Below are 20686 nucleotides of genomic sequence, written 5' to 3'. Positions count from 1 at the left end.
CTTCCCCCATGATCAACTCGGTCCGGGGGCGGCCAAGGATGCCTCGAGCTGGGCCCGCTCGGCCGCGATCACCGCGCGCCGGGCCTGGGTCAGGTCGCTCCACTGCAGGGCCAACACCGCCGTCGCGGCGGTCTCCTCGATGCGCAGGAGCGCGCCGATCGCGGTCCGGGCGGCGGCCCGGTCCGCGGCCCCGACGATCAGCGGAAGGACTTCGGCGTGCCGGCGCAGGGCCTCGTCGATCGCCGCCAGGATGGTCAGCCGCTGCTCGGCGTGATCCCGGCGCAGCCCCTCGTCGTTGCTGGTCATGGGTGACTGCTCCCCCCTCCTCTGGTGTTGATCATGGCGGAAGTGCCGTTATCCGTCCCGGATAACGGCACTTCCCCCATGATCAACTCGAACGCGGGGCCGCGGGTGCGGGCCCGTCCCGTCATCCTGCCCGGCGTGGCCCGGGCCGGCTGGGCCACGGATCTGACGCCGGACCGCGGGATGCGCGACGATGGGGGCATGTCCGAATCGGACGAAACCGCGGCAATCACCACCGCCGGCCTCCCCCGGGCGGGCACCGTGCTCGCCCGGGCCCGGCGACGACGCCTGCGCGGGCGGGCCGACGAGTTGGCGCGGCTGCACCGCTGGGTGCGGACCCCGGAGATGCTGGTGGCCTTCCTGCACGGTCCCGGTGGCGTCGGCAAATCCGCCCTGCTCGACGCCTTCGGCTACGACCTGGAGCTGGACGGACGGCCGACCCTGCGGCTGGACGGCGCCGACGTGGTGCCCACACCGGCCGAGTTCCGATCCGCGGTGCAGGGTCAGCTGGGCGCGGAGACCGTGCTGCTGCTGGACCGGTTCGAGGCGCTGGCGGGCCTTGCGTCCTGGTTCTGGCGCGAATGGCTGCCCGACCTGCCGGCGCAGGCCCGGGTGGTGATCGCCGGCCGCCAGCCGCCGCTCGCGTCCTGGCGGGCCGACCCGGCGTTCCTCGCCTGCGGGCTGGTGCTGGCCGTCCGCAACCTGGATCGGCCGGCGGCCGCGGAGCTGATCGCCGACCACGGGATCGACGACCCCGAGGACGCGGCGCTGCTGGCCACCTCCAGCCGGGGGCATCCGCTGGCGATCGTCGTCGCCGCGGACGTGCATCGGGAGTCCGGTCCGGCCTCCCCGCTGCGGGCCGGCAGCCTGCTGGGTCACCCCGACGTGACCGCCGTCCTGGTCGAGCGGTTCCTGGACGACGGCGCGACCGCCCGGCAGCGTCGCGCGCTGCACGTGTGCGGGCACGCCCGCCGGGTGGACCGGGCCCTGCTCCGGGCGGTCCTGGCCCTGGACCGCCCCGCCGCCACCGCCCCGGTGGACGAGGACGACGCCGACGCCGACGCCGACTCCGATGCCGATGCCGATGCGCTGATGTCCTGGCTGCGGACCCGGCCCTACGCGGAGTCGCATCCGGACGGGCTCAGCGTGCACGACCTGGTCAAGGACGTGCTCGACCGAGACCTGCGCTGGCGGGACCGGGCGGCGTTCCTGGCCCTGCACGCGGCGATCCGGCGGGTCATCGTCGACCGGCTGGCCCGGGCCGACGACCGCGAGCACGACCGGCTGGCCGGCGACCTGTTCCACCTGCACCGGCACAACCCGGCCGCCGCGTCCCTGTACGCGTTCGAGGATCTGGGCGGGGTGGTGACCCGGCCGATCCGGACCGATCCCGAGGAACTGGCCTGGTTGCGCCGGACCTGCGCGGCCGAGTACCGGACGGCGGCCGCCGCACACTGGGTGGCCGCGCAGCCCGAGGCGTGGTCGGTGTTCGAGGACGGACAGGGCCGGCGGACCGGAGCCGGCATGGTCGTCCGGCTGGACCGGGCCGGGGCCGACGACCTCGAGCACGACCCGGTCGCCCGCTGGACGTGGGACCGGCTGGCCCGGCGCCGACCCCCGGAGCCCGGTGAGGCCGTGCTGCTGCAGATGGTCGTCGCCGCCGACGATCCGCAGGCGCCGGGGGTCGTCGCCGATCAGGCGGCGGCGTTGAGCCTGCGGGCGTGGCGGACCCGGGGGCTGGGCTGGGCGGTGCTCACCACGGCGCTGGAACCGGTCTGGGCGCCGATGTGGCGCTACGTCGGGTTCGAGCGGCTGGGCTCCTGCCCGGTGCCCGGCGATGGCCGCGAACCGGTCGAGATTGCCGTCTGGGCCCGCGATTTCGCCCGCGGCGGGTTCGACTCCTGGCTGGCCGCGATGGCCGGGCAGGAACTGGACGAGGCCGGAACCGCACCACCACCGGTCGCCGCCCGGATCGCCCTGTCCCGCACCGACTTCGACGACGCGGTCGCCGGCCTGCTCAAGGATCTGCCGCGGCCCGAGCGCCTTCGGGCCCACCCGCTGGCCGGCTCCGGCCTGCTCGACCCCGACGACGACCCGACGAAGGCATTGCCCCGCCTGGTCGGGCGCGCCGTGGCCGAGCTCCGGCGGGATCCGCGGACCGAGCTGGCCGGACGGGCCATCGACCGCACCTACCTGCGACCCGCGGGGTCGCAGGAACGGGCCGCCGAGGTGATCGGCACGTCGTTCAGCACCTATCGGCGGCACCTGGCCCGCGGCACCCGGCTGGTCCAGGAGCGGCTGTGGGAGTGGGAGGTGCACGGCCCACCCGAGCGGGAATGACCAGAACCTGACCACCGAATGACCTGGTGGGTGAGCAGTCCGATCCGCGACGGTGTCCTCCCGTTCGGAAGGAGCCCGCCATGCCCACCTCACCCGCCCTGGACACCGTGGCCGTCATCGGCGCCAGCGTCGCCGGCCTGCTCGCGGCCGCGGCCGTCGCCCCGCACGCCCGCCGGGTCGTGGTGCTCGACCGTGATGTGCTGCCGGCCGGCCCGGCGACCCGACCCGGCACCCCGCACGCCCGGCACTCGCATGCCCTGCTGGCCTCCGGCCGGGCGTCGATCGAGCACCTGCTGCCCGGCTTCACCGACCAGGTCATCGCCGACGGCGGCATCAGCAACGGCGACCTCGGCCGGGCCGGCCGGTGGTGGATCGGCGGCGGGCTGATCAGCGACTGCGACCTGGGCGTGCGCGGCCTCGGCGCCTCCCGCCTGGAGCTCGAACACGTCGTCCGGGATCGGGTACGGGAGCTACCCACCGTCGAGATTCATGATGAGGTGGACGTTCTCGGCCTGCGGGGGGACGCGACGCGGGTGACCGGCGTGCAGACCAGCGGGGCCGGCGGTCAGGACCGGACGATCGGCGCCGACCTGGTGATTGACGCCTCCGGCCGGTCCGGTCGGGCCGGCCGGTGGTTCCCCCGGATCGGCGCGCGGCCACCGGTTCAGGAGCGGATCGTGGTCGGTCTGCGGTACATCACGATCCACGTGCCGGCCCGGGACGACGATCTGGGCGGGCGCAGCTTCCTGGTGGCGGCGGCGACCCCGGCGGTTCCGCGCGGCGGGGTGGCCCTGCGCCAGGAGGACGGCACCTGGACGATCACCCTGTTCGCCTACGCCGATCAACCGGTCCCGCAGGACCCCGACGGGCTGATCTCCTTCGCCGGCGGCCTGGTCACCCCGGACATCGCCAGCCTGCTGCGCGACCGCCCGGCCGCGCATCCGGCGTGGACCTACCACTTTCCGGACTGCCGGCGGCGGCGATTTCCGGCGCTGCCCGCGGGATACCTCGCGATCGGAGACGCGATCTGCAGCATCGACCCGACGTTCGGCCAGGGAATGAGCCTGGCCGCCTTGCAGGCCCTCGCGCTGCGGTCGGCCCTGGACCGCACCGGTTCGGTCGCCGGGTACCCGGCCGTCGCCGCGCGGATCGCCGACCAGGCCTGGCAGCTGGTGGCCGGCGCGGTCGGCGCCCTGCCCGGGGTGCTGGCCCCGTCCCCGGGCGTGGTCGGGCGGGTCCTCGGCCGCTATGTGCGGCGGGTCCAGCGCGCCGCCCGCCACGACCCGGCGGTGGCCGCCGCCCTGATCCGGGTGACCGCGTTGCTGGAGCCGCCACCGAGCCTGCTGGCCCCGGCCGTGGTGGCCCGGGTGCTGCGCCCGGCCCGCCCTTCCAAGTTGATCATGGGAGGAGTGCCGTTATCCGGGACGGATAACGGCACTCCTCCCATGATCAACACCACTGAGCCGGGGCCGCACGTGGGGTCCGGGCGCGGCTAGAACACCGTCCGCACGATGCCGCCGTCGGCCCGCAGCGACGAGCCGTTGATGGCCCCCGAGCGGGCGCTGCAGACGAAGGTCACCACATCGGCGATCTCGTCCGGGTCGATCAGCCGGGCCAGCAGCGAGGTGGACCGGTTCTGCGCCATGAACCGGGCCTCGGCCTGCTCGTAGGGCAGCTCCGGGAACAGGTTCTGCACGAATTCCTGCACGCCCTCGGTCCGGGTGGAGCCGGGCAGCACCGCGTTCACCGTCACCCCGGTGCCCTTGGTCAGCTCGGCGAAGTTGCGGGAGATGGACAGTTCCATGGTCTTGGTCGCGCTGTAGTGCGGCAGCTCCGGCGCGGGGGTCAGGGCCGCCTCGCTGGAGATGAACACCACCCGGCCGGTATTCCGGGACAGCATGCCGCCGATGTAGTGCCGGGTCAGCCGCACCCCGGACAGCACGTTGATGCCGAACAGCTCCAACCACTGCTCGTCGGTGGACTCGTCGATCGGGATCGGCGTGTAGATGCCCAGGTTGTTGACCAGGATGTCCACGTCCGGCTGCTGCTCGATGATCGTCGCGCACCCGTCGGCGGTGCCGGCGTCGGCGACCAGCCCGGTGGCCGCGCCGCCGTCGGCCGTCAGCCGCTCGACGGCCGCCGCGACCCGGTCGGCCGAGCGCCCGTTGACGACGACCTCGGCCCCTTCGCGAGCGAGGGCGGCGGCGATCCGCAGCCCGATGCCACCGGTCGACGCGGTGACCAGGGCGCGCCGCCCGCTCAGTCCGAGATCCATTGCCTACAGGCCCTTCTGGTGGGTGGTGAGCTTGTTCCGCAGGAACGCCAGCGCGTCGCCGGCGACCTTGTCCGGATCGGTCCACGGGTCGCGCCACAGCGCGACCAGACTGGCCCACTCCGGGCCCAGCACGCTCGGCGAGAACGACTCGAAGGTGATCGGGCCGGTGTAGCCGATGCGGGCCAGCGCGGCGAACACGTCGTCCCAGTCGATGGTCCCATCACCGAGCGGTCCGCGGTGGCTCTCGGCGACGTGGATGTAGCCCAGCACGTCGGCCACCGATTCGAACGCCGCCCCCAGCCCGGCCTCCTCGATGTTCATGTGGAACAGGTCGCCGTGCACGAACAGCGCGTCGGAGCCGACCGCCCGCACCAGCTCGGCGGCCTGCCCGACGGTGTTGATGAAGTTGCTCTCGTACCGGTTCAGCGCCTCCAGACCGACCCGGATCCCGGCGGCGGAGGCCCGCTCGGCGATGCGGCCGTAGATCTCGATTGCTCGTTCCCGAGCCACGGGCGAGGGCGCCGTGGTGTAGCGGTGCACGGCGGAAAAGCTCGGGCCGCCCAGGGCGGGTGAACCCATCTCGGCCGCCGCGACGATCGCCCGCTCGACGAATTCCTCGCCGCGCCGAGCGACCTGCGGATCGGCGCTGGAGATGTCCGCGGTCAGGGTGCCGCACACCGCGGTGATCACGCCGACGCCGTATTCCTTGGCCAGCCGGGCGGTCATGGCCGTGTCGGTCGCGGCCGGGTCGAACATCAGCACCTCGACCAGGTCATAGCCCAGGCCGGCGGCCCGGGTGAACACGTCCCGGGCGGCCGCCTCGTCCCACTGCGCGGTGTAGACCAGCGAATGCAGGCCCAACTGGTTGATCGGCCGGTTCATTTCAGTTCCCCTTTCCGGCCAGGGCCGGCTCGCGCCGGCGGCCCAGCTTGGCGACCAGCTCGCGGGAGATCTGCCCGCGCCAGATGTCGATGCCCACGGCCAGCAGGATGATCAGGCCGATCGCGATGCTCTGGATCGCCGGCGACACCGCGTTCAGGTTCAGCGAATTCTGCACCACGGTGATGATCAGCACGCCGATCAGGGTGTTGAAGATGTGCCCGCGGCCGCCGGCCAGGCTGGCCCCGCCGACCACCGCGGCGGCGATCGCCTGCAGCTCGATCAGGGTGCCGTAGTTGGGCGAGCCGGAGTTCAGCCGGGCGGCCAGCAGCACCGCACCGACCGCGGCGCAGCCGCCGGCGATGACGAAGGCGAGCATGCGCACCCGCTTGACCCGGATACCCGAGAGCCGGGCCGCGTTCTCGTTGCCGCCGATCGCTTAGATCTCGCGGCCGAACTTGGTGTAGTTCAGCATTACGATGGCGATGGCGTAGAGGACCAGGACGTAGAGGAACGGCAGCGGGATCCCGAACACCTGCCCGTAGAAGATCGCCTCCAGGGACGGCGACAGCGAGAAGATCGGGGTGCCGCCGCCGATGGTCAGGGCCAGACCCTTGAACGCGGAGAGCGCGGCCAGGGTGACGATGAACGCGGGGATCTTCAGGTAGGCGACGAAGAAGCCGTTGATGGCGCCGAGGGCGGCGCCGCCGGCCAGCACGGCCAGGATGGCGAAGACCAGGCTCCAGCCGTCGAGTTTCATCAGTCACCCTGTCCCTTCCGGTGACGCCACAGAGGCGTGAAAATGTGCACCAGCAGCACCACCAGCCTCATGCGTACCTATTTTCCGGTCAGCGAGGCCAGCAGCATGGTCAGCAACGCGATCATCGACCCGGGGCTCAGGTCGATGCCTCCGGTGAGGATGACCACGGTGGAACCGATCGCCACGATCGAGAGCACCGCCGCCTGCAGGGCGATGTTCTGGAAGTTGTCGGTGGCCAGGAAATTGGGGGTGGTCACCGCGACGATGACCAGGATGACCAGCAGGGCCAGCGCGGGCCCTGCGAATTCGGCCAGGGACGAGCGCTTCATCGGGACTCTCCTGTGCTGACGGTGAGGGGGTTGTCGGCCGGAACCGGGTGCTGGTGCGGGGCTTCCGCGGCGGAGACCAGATCGGTGTGGGAAACCTGGTCGGCCGGGCGGATCGCGGTGACCCGGCCGTGCTTGACGATGGCGATCCGGTCGCTCATCGCCAGCAGTTCGTTGTGGTCGGAGCTGATCATGACGACCGCGTGGCCGGCCCGGGTGAGTTCGTTGATCAACCGGTAGACGGCCAGCTTGGCGCCGATGTCGATGCCCTGCGTGGGCTCGTCGAGGATGACGATGCGGGACCCGGTGAACAGCCACCGGGCGATCAGCACCTTCTGCTGGTTGCCGCCGGAGATCAGGTTGACGGTCTTGGCGGCGGCCGCCGGGGTGACCTCCAGATCGGTGATGTAGCGCTGCGCGGTGGCCCGCTCCTTGCCGTGGTCGAACAGCAGGCCGCGACGCACCGCCCCCAACCGGGCCATGGTGATGTTCGGCCCGGCGGCGAAGTTGAAGAACAGGCCGTCGTACTTGCGGTTCTCCGGGACCAGCGCGATGCCGGCCCTGATCGCGTCCTGCGGGCCGCGCAGCCGCAGCGGGCGGCCGTCGACGGCGATCTCGCCGCCGGTCAGCGGGTCCGCCCCGAACAGCGCCCGGGCGATCTCGGTGCGGCCGGACCCGATCACCCCGCCCAGGCCGAGGACCTCCCCGCGGCGCAGATCCAGATCGACCCCGCGGACCCGGGTCGCGGTCTGCAGCCCGCGGGCGGTCAGCACGACCTGGTCGGTGGCGTTGCGTTCCTTGGGGTAGTGCTCGCCGACGTCCTGACCGATCATCGCGGTGACGATCTCGCCCACGTCGAGCCGGGTCTGCCCGCTGGCGCTGGCCACCTTGCCCTGCCGCAGCACGGTGAACGAGTCGACCAGTTCGACCACCTCGTCCAGCCGGTGCGAGATGTACAGGATGGCCACACCGCGCGAGCGCAGCCGGCGCAGCAGCCCGTGCAGCAGGGTGATCTCCTGCTGGCCCAGGGCGGTGGTCGGCTCGTCCAGGATCAGCAGGGTGGCCTGCTGGGACAGCGCCTTGGCGATCTCAACCAACTGCTGTTCGGCCACGGACAGGTCGGCCACCCGGGTCTGCGGATCGATGTCCAGGCCGAGCTCGGCCAGGATGGCGCCGGCCCCGGTGGCCACCGCCTTCCAGTCCACCAGCAGACCGCCGCGCCGCCGCGGATGCCGGCCCATGGAGATGTTCTCGGCCACCGTCAGGTGCGGGATGAGCGAGAATTCCTGGTAGACGGTGGCCACCCCCTGCGCCCGGGCCGCGGCCGGGGTGGCCATAGTGACCGGACGCCCGCGGTGCCGCAGCTCGCCCGAGTCGGGCTGCTGCACGCCGGACAGGATCTTGATCAGGGTGGACTTGCCACAACCGTTCTCACCGAGCAGTCCGTGGATCTGTCCGGCGTGCAACACCATCGAGATGCCGTCGTTGGCGCGCACGCCGGGAAACACCTTGGTGATGTCGTGCAGTTCCCACAGCGTTGCCTCCGGGGACGCGGGCTGCTGGGTCCGTTCGTCGACCGTCATGGTCGTCCGCCCTTCTTGTCGGTGACCGGCCGGGCTCAGTAGTCCTGGGAGGGCTTGGGGAACAGGCCGTCCGGGTTCTGCAGGATCGTCGCGGCGTTCTCGGCGGTGACGATCTCGGTCGGCGCGTCGACGTAGCCGACCTGGGCCTTGCGGTTCAGCAGGTCGATGGCGTACTGCGCGGCCATCGCGCCCATCGCGACCGGGTTGGTGTTGGTGGTGGCGGTGATGCCGTCCTTGTTGGCGATGGCCTCGATGGCGGCGGTGTCCCCGTCGTACCCGTAGACCTGGACGTCGGTGCGGCCCAGCGACTTGACCGCCAGTGCGGCCCCTTCGGCCATGTAGTCGTTGGCCGCGTACAGCACGGTCACCCCGGGGTTGGCCTGCAGCAGGTCCATCGCCGCGGTGTTGCCCTTCTCCACGCTCCAGCCGCCGTTGACCTGCGCGGTCACCGTCCAGTTCGAGCCGGCCAGGCCGTCGATGAAGCCGCCCGAACGCTCGGTGTCCAGATAGCTCGGCTCACCGTTGAGAATGCCCACCTGGCGCGGGCTTCCGTCGGACTGCTGGACGGCGTACTGGGCCAGCTTCTTGTTGGCCACCCGCTGCGAGACGCCGACCACCCCATCGACCGGCGACGGGTAGTTGGGGATGTCGGAGTTGATGATGATGACCGCCTTGCCGGCGTCCACCGCCTTCTGCACCAGCGGGGCCAGCGAATGCTCATCGAAACTGATCAGCAGGATGGCGTCGACGTCCGGGCGGGAGGTGACGTCCTGCAGCATGCCCAGCTGGCCGGCCTGGTCGCTGCCGGAATACGGCGAGAGCATGAAGCTCTCGGCTCCCGGCACCGACTTGATGCCTTCGTACAGGGCCAGGTGGTAGTTGAACTCGGTGCCCATCGGCAGGTAGGCGATGGTCGGGGTGCCGCCGTCGTAGGACAGCTTGTCCAGGGACGCGGCGGCGCCCTCGGCCAACGGGATCGGCGCCGGGTAGGTCGGGGTCTGACCCGAGCCGGCCTGCACCGACCGGTCGGCCGCGGCGGCCGAGACCGAGCCCGTCGAGGCGGAACTGCCACCCCCGGTCAGGGCGCAGGCGGAGGTGCCGACCAGGGTCAGCGCGCAGGTCGCGGCCAGCAGGGTGGCGCGCAGGGTCCGGCGGGAACGGAAGGAACGCATGGGGATGGGTCTCCTGTCGGGAGTGACGGCACTGTCAGGGACAAGTCGGAGCGGCAGGACGGGAATGCGGGTCGGCGGGCGGGACGTCAGGCGGTGCCGGGATTGCGGGCGATCCGGGAGAGCTCGTCGAATTCCGGTCCGGCGGTCGGAATGCCGGCCGGCAACTGGGCGGCGAAGACCTCGGCGATGACCCGGGTCCAGCCGTGCAGGAAGTAGAACCAGCCGTCCACCGCGCGGACCCCGGCGCGGCCGGCCTGGGCCCGGGCCTGGTCAAGGAAGACCAGATCGCCGCGGTAGTTGAAGTCCCAGGCGATCGCCGCCTCCGGGAACCGGACGGCGTCGGTCAGCGGGGACCCCGGCCGGTCCTTGCCCAGGCCGGTGGCATTGGCGATCACCGTGCCGGCCGGCCGCGCGGCGACCAGGGCATCGTTGTCGGCCGGTTCGGGCGCGACGCGGTAGTCGATCGGAATGGCGAAGCCGATCCGGTCGTGGATCTCGCGCATCTCCTGGATCCGGCCGGGCCGCCGGTTGCTGACCACGATGCGGGCCGGCACCGGCTGCCCGGCCTGCGCCCGCCGGTGCAGGGCCAGGGTCAGGGCAGCGAGCTGCCGCCCGCCCCGAGCAGCAGCAGCTCGGCCCCGGTCCGGTCCCAGTAGCCGTCGCCGACCACCGCGTCGAGCGAGAGCGCACACGTGATGGGGTCTTTCGCGTCCCCGTACAGGCTGGCGCCGCGCTTGGAGATGCTGCTCACCTCGCCCAGGGTCCGGGTGTCCGGGCCGACGTCGTCGAACAGGTCGGCGGCGGCCCGGTAGAGGTTGAGCTTGTGGGTGGTGACCAGCGCCCCGAGCGAGCACGGATCGTCCTTGATGCCCTGCACCACGGTCCGGTAGTTCACCGGGTCGTCGTCCAGGGCCAGATCGATGCCGGCCAGCCGGGCATCCAGGCCCAGGTGCCGGGCCCAGGCCGGGAACACCTGCTGGATCGACGATTTCGCCGTGCTCACGCCGATGAAGTAGAACGTCGACGAGCTCGCCGGGGTGAAGGTGACCGGGCTGGTCACCGGTGCGGTGCTCATCAGTGCTCCTCCCAGTCGCGGACCCGCTCGACGGCCCGCAGCCAGCCGGCATGTAACCGGTCGGCCTCGTCGGCCTTCATGGCCGGTTCGAACCGGCGGTCCAGCCGGAAGGAATCGACCAGTTCGGCCCGATCGGCCCAGAACCCGACGGCCAGGCCGGCCAGGAAGGCCGCGCCGCGGGCGGAGGACTCGGTGACGACGGGCCGCAGCGCGGGCACCCCGAGCAGATCGGCCTGGAACTGCATGAGGAAGTTGTTCTTCGAGGCGCCGCCGTCCACCTTGACCTCGACCAGCGGGATGCCGGAATCGGTCTGCATGGCGTCGGTCAGATCCCGGATCTGGTAGGCGATGGCCTCCAGCGCCGCGCGGATGACGTGGTTGCGGTTCACCCCGAAGCTCAGGCCCAGGATGCCGCCGCGGGCGTAGGGGTCCCAGTAGGGCGCGGCCAGCCCGACGAACGCGGGGACGAAGTAGACCCCGCCCGAGTCCGGGACCCGCAGCGCCGCGTACTCGGTGTCGGCCGAGTCGTAGATGATCTTCAGCTCGTCCCGCAGCCACTGGATGCTGGCGGCGGAGACGAAGATCAGTCCCTCCAGGGCGTACTGGACCTGCCCGTCCACGCCCCAGGCGACCGTGGTCAGCAGGCCCTTGTCCGAGAACACCGGCCGCTCACCGGTGTTCATCAGCAGGGAGGCACCGGTGCCGTAGGTGGACTTGATCATGCCGGGTTCGAAGCAGGCCTGGCCGAACAGGGCGGCATGCTGATCGCCGACCGCCGCGGCGACCGGGACGGGGACGCCGAAGAACACCGATGCGTCGGTGTGGCCGAAGATCTCGCTGGTCGGCCGCACCTGCGGCAGCATCGACCGCGGGATGTCCAGCTCGGCCAGCATGGTCGGGTCCCAGTCGAGCCGGTTGATGTCGAACAGCATGGTGCGCGAGGCGTTGGAGTAGTCGGTGACGTGCACCGCCGCCGACGATCCCGCGCCGCCGGTCAGGTTCCAGATCAGCCAGCTGTCGACCGTGCCGAAGAGCAGGTCGCCGGCGGCCGCCCGCTCGCGCGCCCCGGGCACGTTGCGCAGGATCCAGTCGATCTTGGTGCCGGAGAAGTACGCGTCGATGACCAGCCCGGTGGTCCGCCGGACGTGATCGGTCAGCCCCCAAGCCTTGAGCTCGTCACACCGGCCGGCGGTACGCCGGTCCTGCCAGACGATGGCGTTGTAGACCGGGTGGCCGGTGTGCCGGTCCCAGACCACGGTGGTCTCCCGCTGGTTGGTGATGCCGATGGCGGCCACTTGGTCGGCGGCCAGGCCGGCCACGTCGAGGACCTTGTGCGCCACCGTCAGCTGGGTGTTCCAGATGTCCACCGGGTCGTGCTCGACCCAGCCGGACTGCGGGTAGATCTGCCGGAACTCCTGGCTGGCCTCGGCGACGACCTCGCCGGCCTTGTCGAACAGGATGGCCCGGATGCCGGTGGTGCCGGCGTCCATCGCCATCACGACGCTGCCGCTCATGCGGGCACTCCTGCCTGTTCCAGGTCCGCTGCGCGGGCGGACGGGTCGGTGCCGAAGGCGATGCCGGCCTTCATGCCGGCGCCGGACGCGGCGTAGGCGAAGGCCTCGTGGATGTCCTCGACCGAGAACGTCCGGGTGAGCAGGCCGCTCAGGTCGACCCGGCCCTGCCCCACGATCTGCAGCGCGTCGGCGTAGTCGGCGTTGCTCGATCCGGTCGTGCCGGTCAGCGTCAGGCCCTGGTAGTGCACCCGGTTGGTGTCGATGGCCACCGTGGGTGGGCCGCCCCGACCGCTGAGCCCGGCGAAGAAGTTGAGCCGGCCGTGGGTGGCCAGCAGCTGCACCGCGTCCGCCTGCACCTGCGCGCTGGAGGCCGCGGTGATGGCGACATCGACGCCGCGGCCGCCGGTCTCGGCCTTGACCGCCTCGACCAGGTCCCGGTCGCCGACCTCGATCAGGGTGTCGGCGCCGTAGCCGGCCAGCTGCGCCAGCCGGCCCCGGCTGCGGTTGGCCACGATGATCCGCCGGGCCCCGGCCAGCCGGGCCAGCATGACGGTGAACGCCCCGATCGGCCCGGCCCCGACCACCAGCACGTCGTCCTGGGGACCGATCCCGACCGACCGCACCCCCCGCAGGCAGCACGAGAACGGCTCGACCAGGGCGGCCTGGGTGTAGTCCAGACCGGCCGGCAGGTGGAAGACGTTGCCCCGCTGCACCGCGAAGGCCGGCACCAGCAGGTATTCGGCGAATCCGCCGTCCAGGCTGACCCCGAAGGCCTCGTAATCCGGGCACATGTTGTTCAACCCGCGCAGGCACATCGGGCACCGGCCGCAGCCGACGTTGGGGGTGACACTGACCCGGTCGCCCACCGCGTACCCGGTGACCTCGTCGCCGGTGGCCACGATCTCGCCGGCCGTCTCGTGACCCTGCACCCGGTGGGCGCCGGGGGCGAGCTTGAAGTGGCCGTAGTTGAAGATGCGCAGATCCGTGCCGCAGACCGAGGCGGCCTGCACCCTGATGAGCAGATCGCCCGGCCCGACCGCGGGAATCGGCCGGTCCTCCAGCACGACGGTGCCGGGCGCGTGGAAGACGGCGGCCCTCATCGGGCACCGGCCAGGGCGGATTCGCCGGCGGCCAGGGCGGCCGCTTCGGACCGCGCCTCCGGCGAGATCGCGAAGAGCACCTTGTTCGACCACTGCCGGCGGGCCAGCAGATCGGCGAACAACTCGGGCGCGGTCTCCAGCGGGGCGGCGTGACTGATCAGCGGGGCGAGCGCGATCCGGCCGGTGGCGACCGCGTCGACCACCATGTCCCACTCGCTGTGCCCGGCCGGGCCGATCGTCGAGTTCCAGGTGCCGTAGACAATGAGTTCGCGGCGGATCAGCGACGAGATCAGCGCCCGGCCAATGGTGACGTCGCCCTTGAGATCGCCCAGGATGAGCACCTGGCCGCGCGGGGCGGTGGCCTCCAGCGTCTGCAGCAGGGTGGCCGGCAGCCCGCTGGCCTCGACTGCGGCATCCACGCCGCGGCCGGTGGCGGCCAGCACCTGGGCCACCGTCCCACCGGCGGCCGGATCACCCGGGTCGATCGTCTCGAAGCCCAGATCGGCCATCACCGCCCGCTTGCGGGGATCGACGTCGGCGACCAGGACCCGGCTCCAGCCCAGCACCCGCAGCCACTGGGCGGCTAGGGCCCCGATCGGGCCGGCGCCGATCACCAGGGCCGAGCCGGCGGCCGGCACGGACAGCTTGCGCACCGCATGCAGGGCCACCGCGGCCGGCTCGACCATGGCCGCGTGCAGCAGCGGCATGCTCGCCGGGACCGGCACCAGATTGCGCTCGGGGACCCAGAGCAGCTCCGCCAGTCCCCCGTCGCGGCGGGATCCGAAGTAGTCGTAGCCCGAACCCAGGGCCGGTTCGCCGATCTCGGTGAGCGGGTCGTCCGGGTTGGGCAGCAGCGGGAAGACCGCGACCCGGTCCCCCGGGCTGAAGCGGGAGCCGGCCGGAGGCTGCTCGACGACCGCGGAGAACTCGTGGCCCAGGACCAGCGGGTAGTGGTACGCGGTGCCGTGACCGACCCGCAGCAGGTCGGATCCGCAGACTCCGACGGCGCCGACCCGGACCAGCACGGGCCGCTCGCCGAACGGCTGCGGGTCGGGCACCTCGCCGTGACGCAGGACGCCGGGGGCGTCGAGCACGACTGCCTTCATGATCGGTTTCCTCAGATTTCCATGCCGTAGCGATGGGCCTTGTGGGTCGGGTACATCGAGAAGGTCGGGATGGTGACGTCCGGGGTGCGGGTCGCCACGTATAGCGCCGCCTCGGCCACGTTGGCCACGTCGATGCAGCTGGCGTGGATGCCCTCGCGGATTTCCTTCTCGTCCAGCCAGCCGTCCACGTAGGCCGGGATGTCGCCGTCGTACAGGCCCTTGTCGATGATCTGGGTCATCGGGGTGGCCACGTGCGACGGGTTCATCACCGTCACGCCGATGTTCTTGCCCTTGCCCTCGAGCAGGATGTTCTTGCTGAAGCCGAGCATGCCGTGCTTGGACGCCCGGTAGGGGCTGTGCCCGGGGCCCGAGGCCAGCCGGGTCGACGAGGAGCCCATGTTGATGATCCGGCCGCCGGACTCCTGGGTCTGCATCACCCGGAACGCCTCGCGGCACATCAGGAACACCGCGGTCAGGTTCGGCCCGATGGTGGCGTTCCACTCCTCGAGGGTGACCTCGGTGACCGGCGGGGACAGCGAGTCCCGGCCGGCGCTGTTCACGACCAGGTCCACCCGGCCCCAGTCGGCGACGGCCTGCGCGAAGATCGCCTGCACGGCGGCCTCGTCGGTGACGTCGGCGGTCACCCCGACCACGGTGGCCTCCGGGGAGCCGTCCTGGATGCTGGCCACCACCTTCTTGAGCCGATCGGTGTCCACGTCCACCAGCACGACCTTGGCCTGGTTGGCGGCGAAGACCCGGCCGACGGCGTCGCCGATGCCGGACGCGCCGCCGGTGACGATGGCGACCTTCCCAGCCAGGGCGGTGCCGGGGGTGGCGATGTAGTCGGGGACGTAATCGGTGGCGGTACTCATGCGCTCCTCGTTTCCAGGGGGGCTCGGGTCACGGTCGGGTGGGTGCTGCGGAACGGCGCGGCCAGCGCCCGGGCGGTCCGGGCGGCGGCCGCGATGTCGTCGAAACGCTGCTCGGCGATGGCCTTCTCGGTGGCGATCCAGGAACCGCCGCAGGCCGCGACGAACGGCTGGGCCAGGTAGTCGGACAGGTTGGCCGGGGTGATGCCGCCGGTCGGCATGAAGGACACCCCGGCGTAGGGGGCGGACACGGCCTTGAGGAAGGCCAGACCGCCGGCCGCCTCGGCCGGGAAGAACTTGACCAGCGTGATGTCTCGGGCCAGCGCGGCCTCGATGTCGGTGGGCGAGCTGACCCCGGGGATGACCGGCAGGCCCAGCTCGCGACCGGCGTCGACGACCTCGGGGTTGAGGCCGGGCGCGACCGCGAAGACGGCGCCGGCCCGCTGGGCGGCCTGCAGGGTGGGCACGTCCAGCACGGTGCCGGCCCCGACCAGCACCTCGGGGGTGTACCGGCGCAGCTGGGCGATGGCCTCCGCCGCGGCATCGGTGCGGAAGGTGATCTCCGCGATCGGCAGGCCACCGGCGGCCAGCGCAGCCCCCAGGGCGGGGGCGTCGGTCGCGTTCCGGATGGTCACCACCGGCACGACACCCGTTTCCCGGAGACGGTTCTCGATGTCTTGGTGGTTCATGCGGACCTTTCTGCGGCGGGGCGGGCGGGGGGAACGGCCCGGACCGGTCGCCGGCGTGGCGGAGTCCGGGTGAGCACTGGGGGACGACTTCCACGGGTCGACGGTCGGGGTCCCGGGGACTGCAGCGATGGGCGTCATCGTCGGACCCTTCCCTCTCCGTTGGGGGTGTCGCCGGCCGGTCGGGGCAAGCCCGCCGAACTGGTGTGCCGATGACTCTGGCAGGAATTTCGAGAGTCGTCAATACCTGTCGTAGAAATTTCGTAGCGTCACCTCCCCTCACCGCTTTCCGCGCGGATCAACTACCCCGGCGCGGCTGAACTCGTTGATTCGCTGCACTTTGGTCACATTTGGTGCTGTTTGATCCGCGCAGGCCATCCGGGCACCGCCGGTCGGCTGCGGAGATCGGCGGCCCCGTCCGCACCTCCCCCGGGCCACTGTGACGCGGGCGGCAGAAATTTCTTCGCAGTAAACAATGCTTGCAAATTTCTTTTCATGTCTGCCATGCTCTCGTCCCATCCCCCCGATCGCCGTCCGGAAAGGACCCGCCTTCATGCCGTCGTTCCTCGCCCCGCCACTGGCGCCCTTGCGCATCGTGTTCGACAGCCCGGCCGCCACCGCCGAACCGGCCGGCCCCGTCCTGGTGCGCCGGATGTCCAGCCTGGAAGGACTTTTCGAGCAGGAGGGGCTGCGCCGGCAACTCGCCGACGGGCCCGACCCGATCGTCTACACGGTCGCGTCCTCGCCGGTGCCCGAGCTGCCGCGGGAACTGCCCCAGTCCATCACCACCATCGCCCCGGGCACCCTGGGCGGCGAGTTCTACATGACCAAGGGCCACCAGCACCCCGATCCGCAGGGCGAGATCTACTTGTGCCTGCGCGGGACCGGCGGGCTGCTGACCTTCGACGGCACGACGACGTCCTGGATCGAGATGACCCCGGGGGTCATCGGGTACATGCCGCCCGGCTGGGCACACCGCAGCGTGAACACCGGCGACGACGAGTACCAGTTCCTGGCCGTCTACCCCGGCTCGGCCGGCCATGACTACCAGTGGGTGGTCGAGAACGGCATGGGCGAGCGGATTTTCCGTGGTCCGCAGGGCCCGGTGCGGCGCCCGTTCCGGGTGGACACGCAGGCCATCGCATGACACCCTCTGTGTCAACCTCAGGCCGCAAGTTGCCCGCTGTTGATCTTGTTCGCGTTGCCGTGCCTGGCCGGGTCGTAAGGCTCTCGGTCGAGCCAGCAGCGGTAGATCACGCGCACCCAGGCGCGGGCCAGGACCCGGACGGCGTGCGGGTGGTCGTGCCCGCGTTGGATAGCTCTGCGGTAGACCTCGGCGGCCCACGGGCTTTGGTGGCGACTGTTGTCGGCGAACGTGGTCATCGCTTTACGGAATCGTTTGTTGCAGGCCCACCGGAAATGCACGGCATGATATTTACCGGACGCTTTGGTGACCGGGGTCAGGCCGGCCAACGCCGCGACGGCGTCGGGCGAGTCGTAGGCTTGCCGAGAATCGCCCCACTCGGCGAGCACCTGGGCGGCGTTGATCTGACCCGACCTTGGCAGCGACGTGAAGATCGCGGCGTCCGGGCGCTCCCCGAGGTGGGCGGTCACCGACCGGTCCAGGTCCTTGCGGGTCTCGCCCAGGGTGCGCAGCACGGCCACCAGCGCCAGCACGGCGTCCCGGACGGCCTCGACCAGGTCCGGGTCGGTGGTGCCGGCCGGCGCAGCCCGCAATCGGGTCAGCAGCTCCGCGGCCGAGCGGCGACCGGAGTAGCCGTGCTTGACGCAGAACGCGGCCATGCGCTTCTCACCCAGGCCCGCGGCGTGTTTGGCGGTCGGGTACCGGGTCAGGAACTCCAACGCGATCGGCGACTCGATATCGGCGAAAACCTTGGTGGCGCCGGGCCAGTGGGCATCGAGCAGGGCGGTCAGCTGGTTCGCCGTGGCGGTCCGCATGGCCACGATGTCATCGCGGGTGCGTACGACCGTACGCAGCGCCCTGGTCGCCGGGGTGAACGGGGTGGCCGGCCGCAGCCGGTGCGACCGCAGCCGCAGATATTCGGCGATGACGGCGGCGTCGCCGGCGTCGGACTTGGCGCCGGACAGTACCTCCCCGTCGCGCCAGGTCTTGATCGCGTTCGGGCTGACCGGCACCACCGGGTTGCCCGCTTCGAGCAGGGCGTCGACCAGCCGACCGTCGGGCCGTTCCAGGGCGACGCTGACCTGCATCGGGTCGCTGGCCAACCGACCCAGGCGGGCCAACAGGGTCGCGAAACCGTCGGCAGTGTGCTCGATCGTGAACTGCGCGGTGATCTTCCCGGCCGCGTCCTGCACACACACGGCGTGCGTTTCGGCGGCCCAATCGATACCGACGTAGAAATCGCATTCAGGCAGGGACAACTCAACAACTCCTCACAACGGCAGCGACGACTCGGCGAGGAGGCCGATCACCGGGCGGTCACTGACTGGCGCTCTGCGGCGCGTCCCTCTGTTGCCGGTCTACAGCCCCGCGAGAACCGGGGGCGGCAGTGTCATCGTGGCCGTCGAACGGCGACCGACGAAGGCCGTCACCCCGGCTCCCGCCGAGTCCCTACAACGAGCACCCTCTCAGGGCCCGCAACAAGGAGTGTTCACCAGTGACCGGGCCGGTGGTCCTGGTCACCGCCCGCTCGTTCGGCACCGGCACCCGCGACCTGTCCGCCGAGCTGTCGGCCGACGGGGTCCGGGTGCTCCGCGGCCCGGCCGACCATGACGTGACCGCGCTGGCTCCGCTGCTGGCCGGGGCCGACGCCTGGATCGCCGGCACCGGCCCGGTCACCGACGCCCACCTGGCCGCGGCGCCGCGGCTGCGGATCGTCGCCCGGTACGGCGTCGGGGTGGACGCGGTCGACCTGGCCGCGGCCGGGCGCCGCGGGGTGCTGGTCACCAACACCCCCGGCGCGAACAGTGGCGCGGTCGCCGACCACACGGTGGCGCTGCTGCTGGCCGCCCTGCGCGGGGTCGCGGCCGGTGATCGCCGGGTGCGCGAGGGGTCCTGGTCGGTGGGTGAACGGGCCCGCGAGCTCGGGTCGTTGACCGTCGGCGTGGTCGGCTTCGGGCGGATCGGCCGGGGCGTCGCGGCGCGCCTGCGCGGCTTCGGCTGTCGGGTGCTGGCCACCGACCCGTTCGTGCCCGCCGCCGACATCGCCGCCGCCGGGGCCGAACCGGTTGCCCCCGAGGTCATTCCGGTGGAAGCGGACGTGGTCACCCTGCACGCCCCCGGGGACACCCTGGTCGTCGACGAGGACTGGCTGGCCACCGCGGCACCCGGTCTGGTGCTGGTCAACACGGCCCGGGCCGGACTGGTCGACGAGGCGGCGCTGGCCCGGGCCCTGCAGGACGGCCGCGTCGCCACCTACGCCGCCGACACGCTGTCCACCGAAGCCGGCGGCGCCGAGAGTCCGCTGCTGGTCGGGAGTCTCGCCGATCGGGTGACGGTCACCCCGCACACCGCGGCACAGACCGTGCAGGCGGTGGACCTGATGGGGCTCGGGGCGGTCGCCGCGGTCCGCGCCGTGCTGGCCGGCGGCGAGCCGGACCCGGCGGTGGTCGTGGTCGGCCGGGAGAGACTGCTGACATGAGCATGGTGCGCACCGTGCTCGGCGACGTGGACCCGCAGATGTTGGGGCGGGTCGACTATCACGAGCACCTGTTCCAGATCAGCCCGCTGCTCCCCGGTGACGACCTGGACGACGAACCGGCCAGCACCGCCGAAGCCGGGCGCCTGCGGGATTCCGGGTTCCGGGCAATGGTCGACGCGACCCCGATCGGCCTGGGCCGGCACCCGGCCGCGGTCGCCCGGATCGCCGCCGCCACGGGGCTCCGGGTCGTCGCCACCACCGGGGTGCACCGGGATGCCCACTACGGTCCGGCGCACTGGTTGCACGAGCTGTCGGCGGCCGACCTGGCCGATCTGCTGATCCGGGATGTCCTGACCGGGATGCCGGTGGCGGACCGGCCGGGCGCCGACCCGGCGGCCGGCCCGGACGGCGAGCCGGTGCGGGCCGGGGTGCTCAAGGCCGGCATCGACTACTGGGCGATCAGCCCGTCCGAACGCCGCGTGCTCGAGGCCGTCGCCGCCGCGCATGCCGCCACCGGGGCCCCGGTGATGGTGCACCTGGAACACGGCAGTGCCGCGGTCGACGCGCTGAGCGTCCTGGGTGAGCTCGGGGTGCCGGCCGACGCCGTTGCCCTGGCCCACATCGACCGCAATCCCGACCCCGGCCTGCACGCCGAACTGGCCCAGGCCGGGGCCTACCTGGGGTACGACGGGGTGGCCCGGACCAAGTCGTGGCCCGACTCGGTGGTGCTGGACTGCCTGCTGGCGGCGGCCGAGCTGGGGGCGGCCGACCGCATCCTGCTTGGCGGCGACGTCGCTCGCCGCACCCGCTACGTCGCCTACGGCGGGCTGCCCGGCCTGGCTTACTTGGGCGACCGGTTCGTGCCCCGGCTCCGGCGGGCCGGCGGCGACGAGCTGGTCGACCGGGTCCTGGTCGCCAATCCGGCCCGCTGGCTGACCCGGCGCGAGGCTCGCGCATGGTGAGCGAGCCGTGGCGGCCGGACCATCGGTCCCGGGACCGCGGTTCGGCCGGCCCGTCCCACCTGTGCGCGGCCCCGGTCACGGCGCTCCCGCACGCGCGCTGGTCGGTCGTGGAC

At 72.0% G+C, this 20686-nt stretch carries 17 protein-coding genes and 2 pseudogenes; 5 read left to right on the top strand and 14 right to left on the bottom strand.

Annotated elements, in window-relative coordinates; genetic code table 11:
• Positions 1 to 12: 12 nt before the first annotated feature.
• Positions 13 to 306: a hypothetical protein gene (locus NAMU_RS07695; protein ID WP_041368555.1), complete on the bottom strand. Its 294-nt coding sequence runs from the start codon at positions 304 to 306 to the stop codon at positions 13 to 15.
• Between the two features lie 78 nt (positions 307 to 384).
• Here NAMU_RS07695 and NAMU_RS07690 point away from each other — a divergent pair, with 78 nt between their 5' ends.
• A complete protein-coding gene (locus NAMU_RS07690; RefSeq protein WP_015746841.1) occupies positions 385 to 2643 on the top strand; it encodes an ATP-binding protein in 2259 nt (752 codons plus the stop codon).
• Between the two features lie 80 nt (positions 2644 to 2723).
• Complete coding sequence (locus tag NAMU_RS07685) at positions 2724 to 4139, top strand: NAD(P)/FAD-dependent oxidoreductase (protein ID WP_015746840.1); 1416 nt, start codon at positions 2724 to 2726, stop codon at positions 4137 to 4139.
• Here the strand turns inward: NAMU_RS07685 and NAMU_RS07680 are convergent.
• From NAMU_RS07680 to eda, 12 genes and pseudogenes are all read right to left on the bottom strand, one after another.
• Positions 4136 to 4918, bottom strand: a complete 783-nt coding sequence (locus NAMU_RS07680; protein ID WP_015746839.1) for an SDR family NAD(P)-dependent oxidoreductase — start codon at positions 4916 to 4918, stop codon at positions 4136 to 4138. The two genes, NAMU_RS07685 and NAMU_RS07680, sit on opposite strands and share 4 nt — an antisense overlap.
• A 3-nt stretch (positions 4919 to 4921) precedes the next feature.
• Entirely contained in the window at positions 4922 to 5800 is an 879-nt protein-coding gene (locus tag NAMU_RS07675) for a sugar phosphate isomerase/epimerase family protein (RefSeq protein WP_015746838.1), read from the bottom strand.
• Position 5801: 1 nt separating this feature from the next.
• Positions 5802 to 6557: pseudogene (locus NAMU_RS30875) on the bottom strand (ABC transporter permease).
• 77 nt (positions 6558 to 6634) lie between these two features.
• Positions 6635 to 6886, bottom strand: a complete 252-nt coding sequence (locus NAMU_RS07665) for an ABC transporter permease (protein WP_041368551.1) — start codon at positions 6884 to 6886, stop codon at positions 6635 to 6637.
• Positions 6883 to 8466, bottom strand: a complete 1584-nt coding sequence (locus tag NAMU_RS07660; protein WP_015746837.1) for a sugar ABC transporter ATP-binding protein — start codon at positions 8464 to 8466, stop codon at positions 6883 to 6885. The genes NAMU_RS07665 and NAMU_RS07660 overlap by 4 nt, the downstream gene beginning before the upstream one ends.
• A gap of 35 nt (positions 8467 to 8501) precedes the next feature.
• On the bottom strand, positions 8502 to 9638 hold the full coding sequence (locus tag NAMU_RS07655; RefSeq protein ID WP_015746836.1) for a sugar ABC transporter substrate-binding protein: 1137 nt from the start codon (positions 9636 to 9638) through the stop codon (positions 8502 to 8504).
• 86 nt (positions 9639 to 9724) lie between these two features.
• Positions 9725 to 10713 (bottom strand): annotated as a pseudogene (locus NAMU_RS31720) (shikimate dehydrogenase family protein).
• Positions 10713 to 12227, bottom strand: coding sequence for a glycerol kinase GlpK (gene glpK, locus NAMU_RS07645; RefSeq protein WP_015746835.1), 1515 nt, complete (start codon positions 12225 to 12227; stop codon positions 10713 to 10715). Before glpK ends, NAMU_RS31720 begins: the two are co-directional and overlap by 1 nt.
• The gene (locus NAMU_RS07640; RefSeq protein WP_015746834.1) at positions 12224 to 13327 is read right to left on the bottom strand and encodes a zinc-dependent dehydrogenase; all 1104 of its coding nucleotides are present in this window, start codon (positions 13325 to 13327) and stop codon (positions 12224 to 12226) included. Before NAMU_RS07640 ends, glpK begins: the two co-directional genes overlap by 4 nt.
• A complete protein-coding gene (locus NAMU_RS07635; protein ID WP_015746833.1) occupies positions 13324 to 14433 on the bottom strand; it encodes a galactitol-1-phosphate 5-dehydrogenase in 1110 nt (369 codons plus the stop codon). The genes NAMU_RS07640 and NAMU_RS07635 overlap by 4 nt, the downstream gene beginning before the upstream one ends.
• A gap of 11 nt (positions 14434 to 14444) precedes the next feature.
• The gene (locus NAMU_RS07630) at positions 14445 to 15305 is read right to left on the bottom strand and encodes an SDR family oxidoreductase (RefSeq protein WP_015746832.1); all 861 of its coding nucleotides are present in this window, start codon (positions 15303 to 15305) and stop codon (positions 14445 to 14447) included.
• Entirely contained in the window at positions 15302 to 15991 is a 690-nt protein-coding gene (eda, locus tag NAMU_RS07625; RefSeq protein ID WP_015746831.1) for a bifunctional 4-hydroxy-2-oxoglutarate aldolase/2-dehydro-3-deoxy-phosphogluconate aldolase, read from the bottom strand. The genes NAMU_RS07630 and eda overlap by 4 nt, the downstream gene beginning before the upstream one ends.
• 550 nt (positions 15992 to 16541) lie before the next feature.
• Between eda and NAMU_RS07620 the strand changes: the two genes are divergently transcribed.
• A complete protein-coding gene (locus NAMU_RS07620) occupies positions 16542 to 17135 on the top strand; it encodes a glucose-6-phosphate isomerase family protein (protein WP_015746830.1) in 594 nt (197 codons plus the stop codon).
• A gap of 17 nt (positions 17136 to 17152) precedes the next feature.
• On the opposite strand, the gene NAMU_RS07615 is transcribed toward NAMU_RS07620, so the two are convergent.
• Positions 17153 to 18391, bottom strand: coding sequence for an IS110 family RNA-guided transposase (locus NAMU_RS07615; protein ID WP_015746829.1), 1239 nt, complete (start codon positions 18389 to 18391; stop codon positions 17153 to 17155).
• 236 nt (positions 18392 to 18627) lie between these two features.
• On the opposite strand from NAMU_RS07615, the gene NAMU_RS07610 reads away from it, so the two are divergent.
• Together NAMU_RS07610 and NAMU_RS07605 are read left to right on the top strand one after the other, a co-directional pair.
• Entirely contained in the window at positions 18628 to 19611 is a 984-nt protein-coding gene (locus NAMU_RS07610) for an NAD(P)-dependent oxidoreductase (protein ID WP_015746828.1), read from the top strand.
• Complete coding sequence (locus tag NAMU_RS07605; RefSeq protein WP_015746827.1) at positions 19608 to 20573, top strand: phosphotriesterase family protein; 966 nt, start codon at positions 19608 to 19610, stop codon at positions 20571 to 20573. The genes NAMU_RS07610 and NAMU_RS07605 overlap by 4 nt, the downstream gene beginning before the upstream one ends.
• The last annotated feature ends 113 nt before the right edge of the window (positions 20574 to 20686 follow it).

It is taken from the genome of Nakamurella multipartita DSM 44233 (assembly GCF_000024365.1).
Classification (GTDB): Bacteria; Actinomycetota; Actinomycetes; order Mycobacteriales; family Nakamurellaceae; genus Nakamurella; species Nakamurella multipartita.
This window is presented reverse-complemented; position numbering and strand designations above follow the sequence as displayed.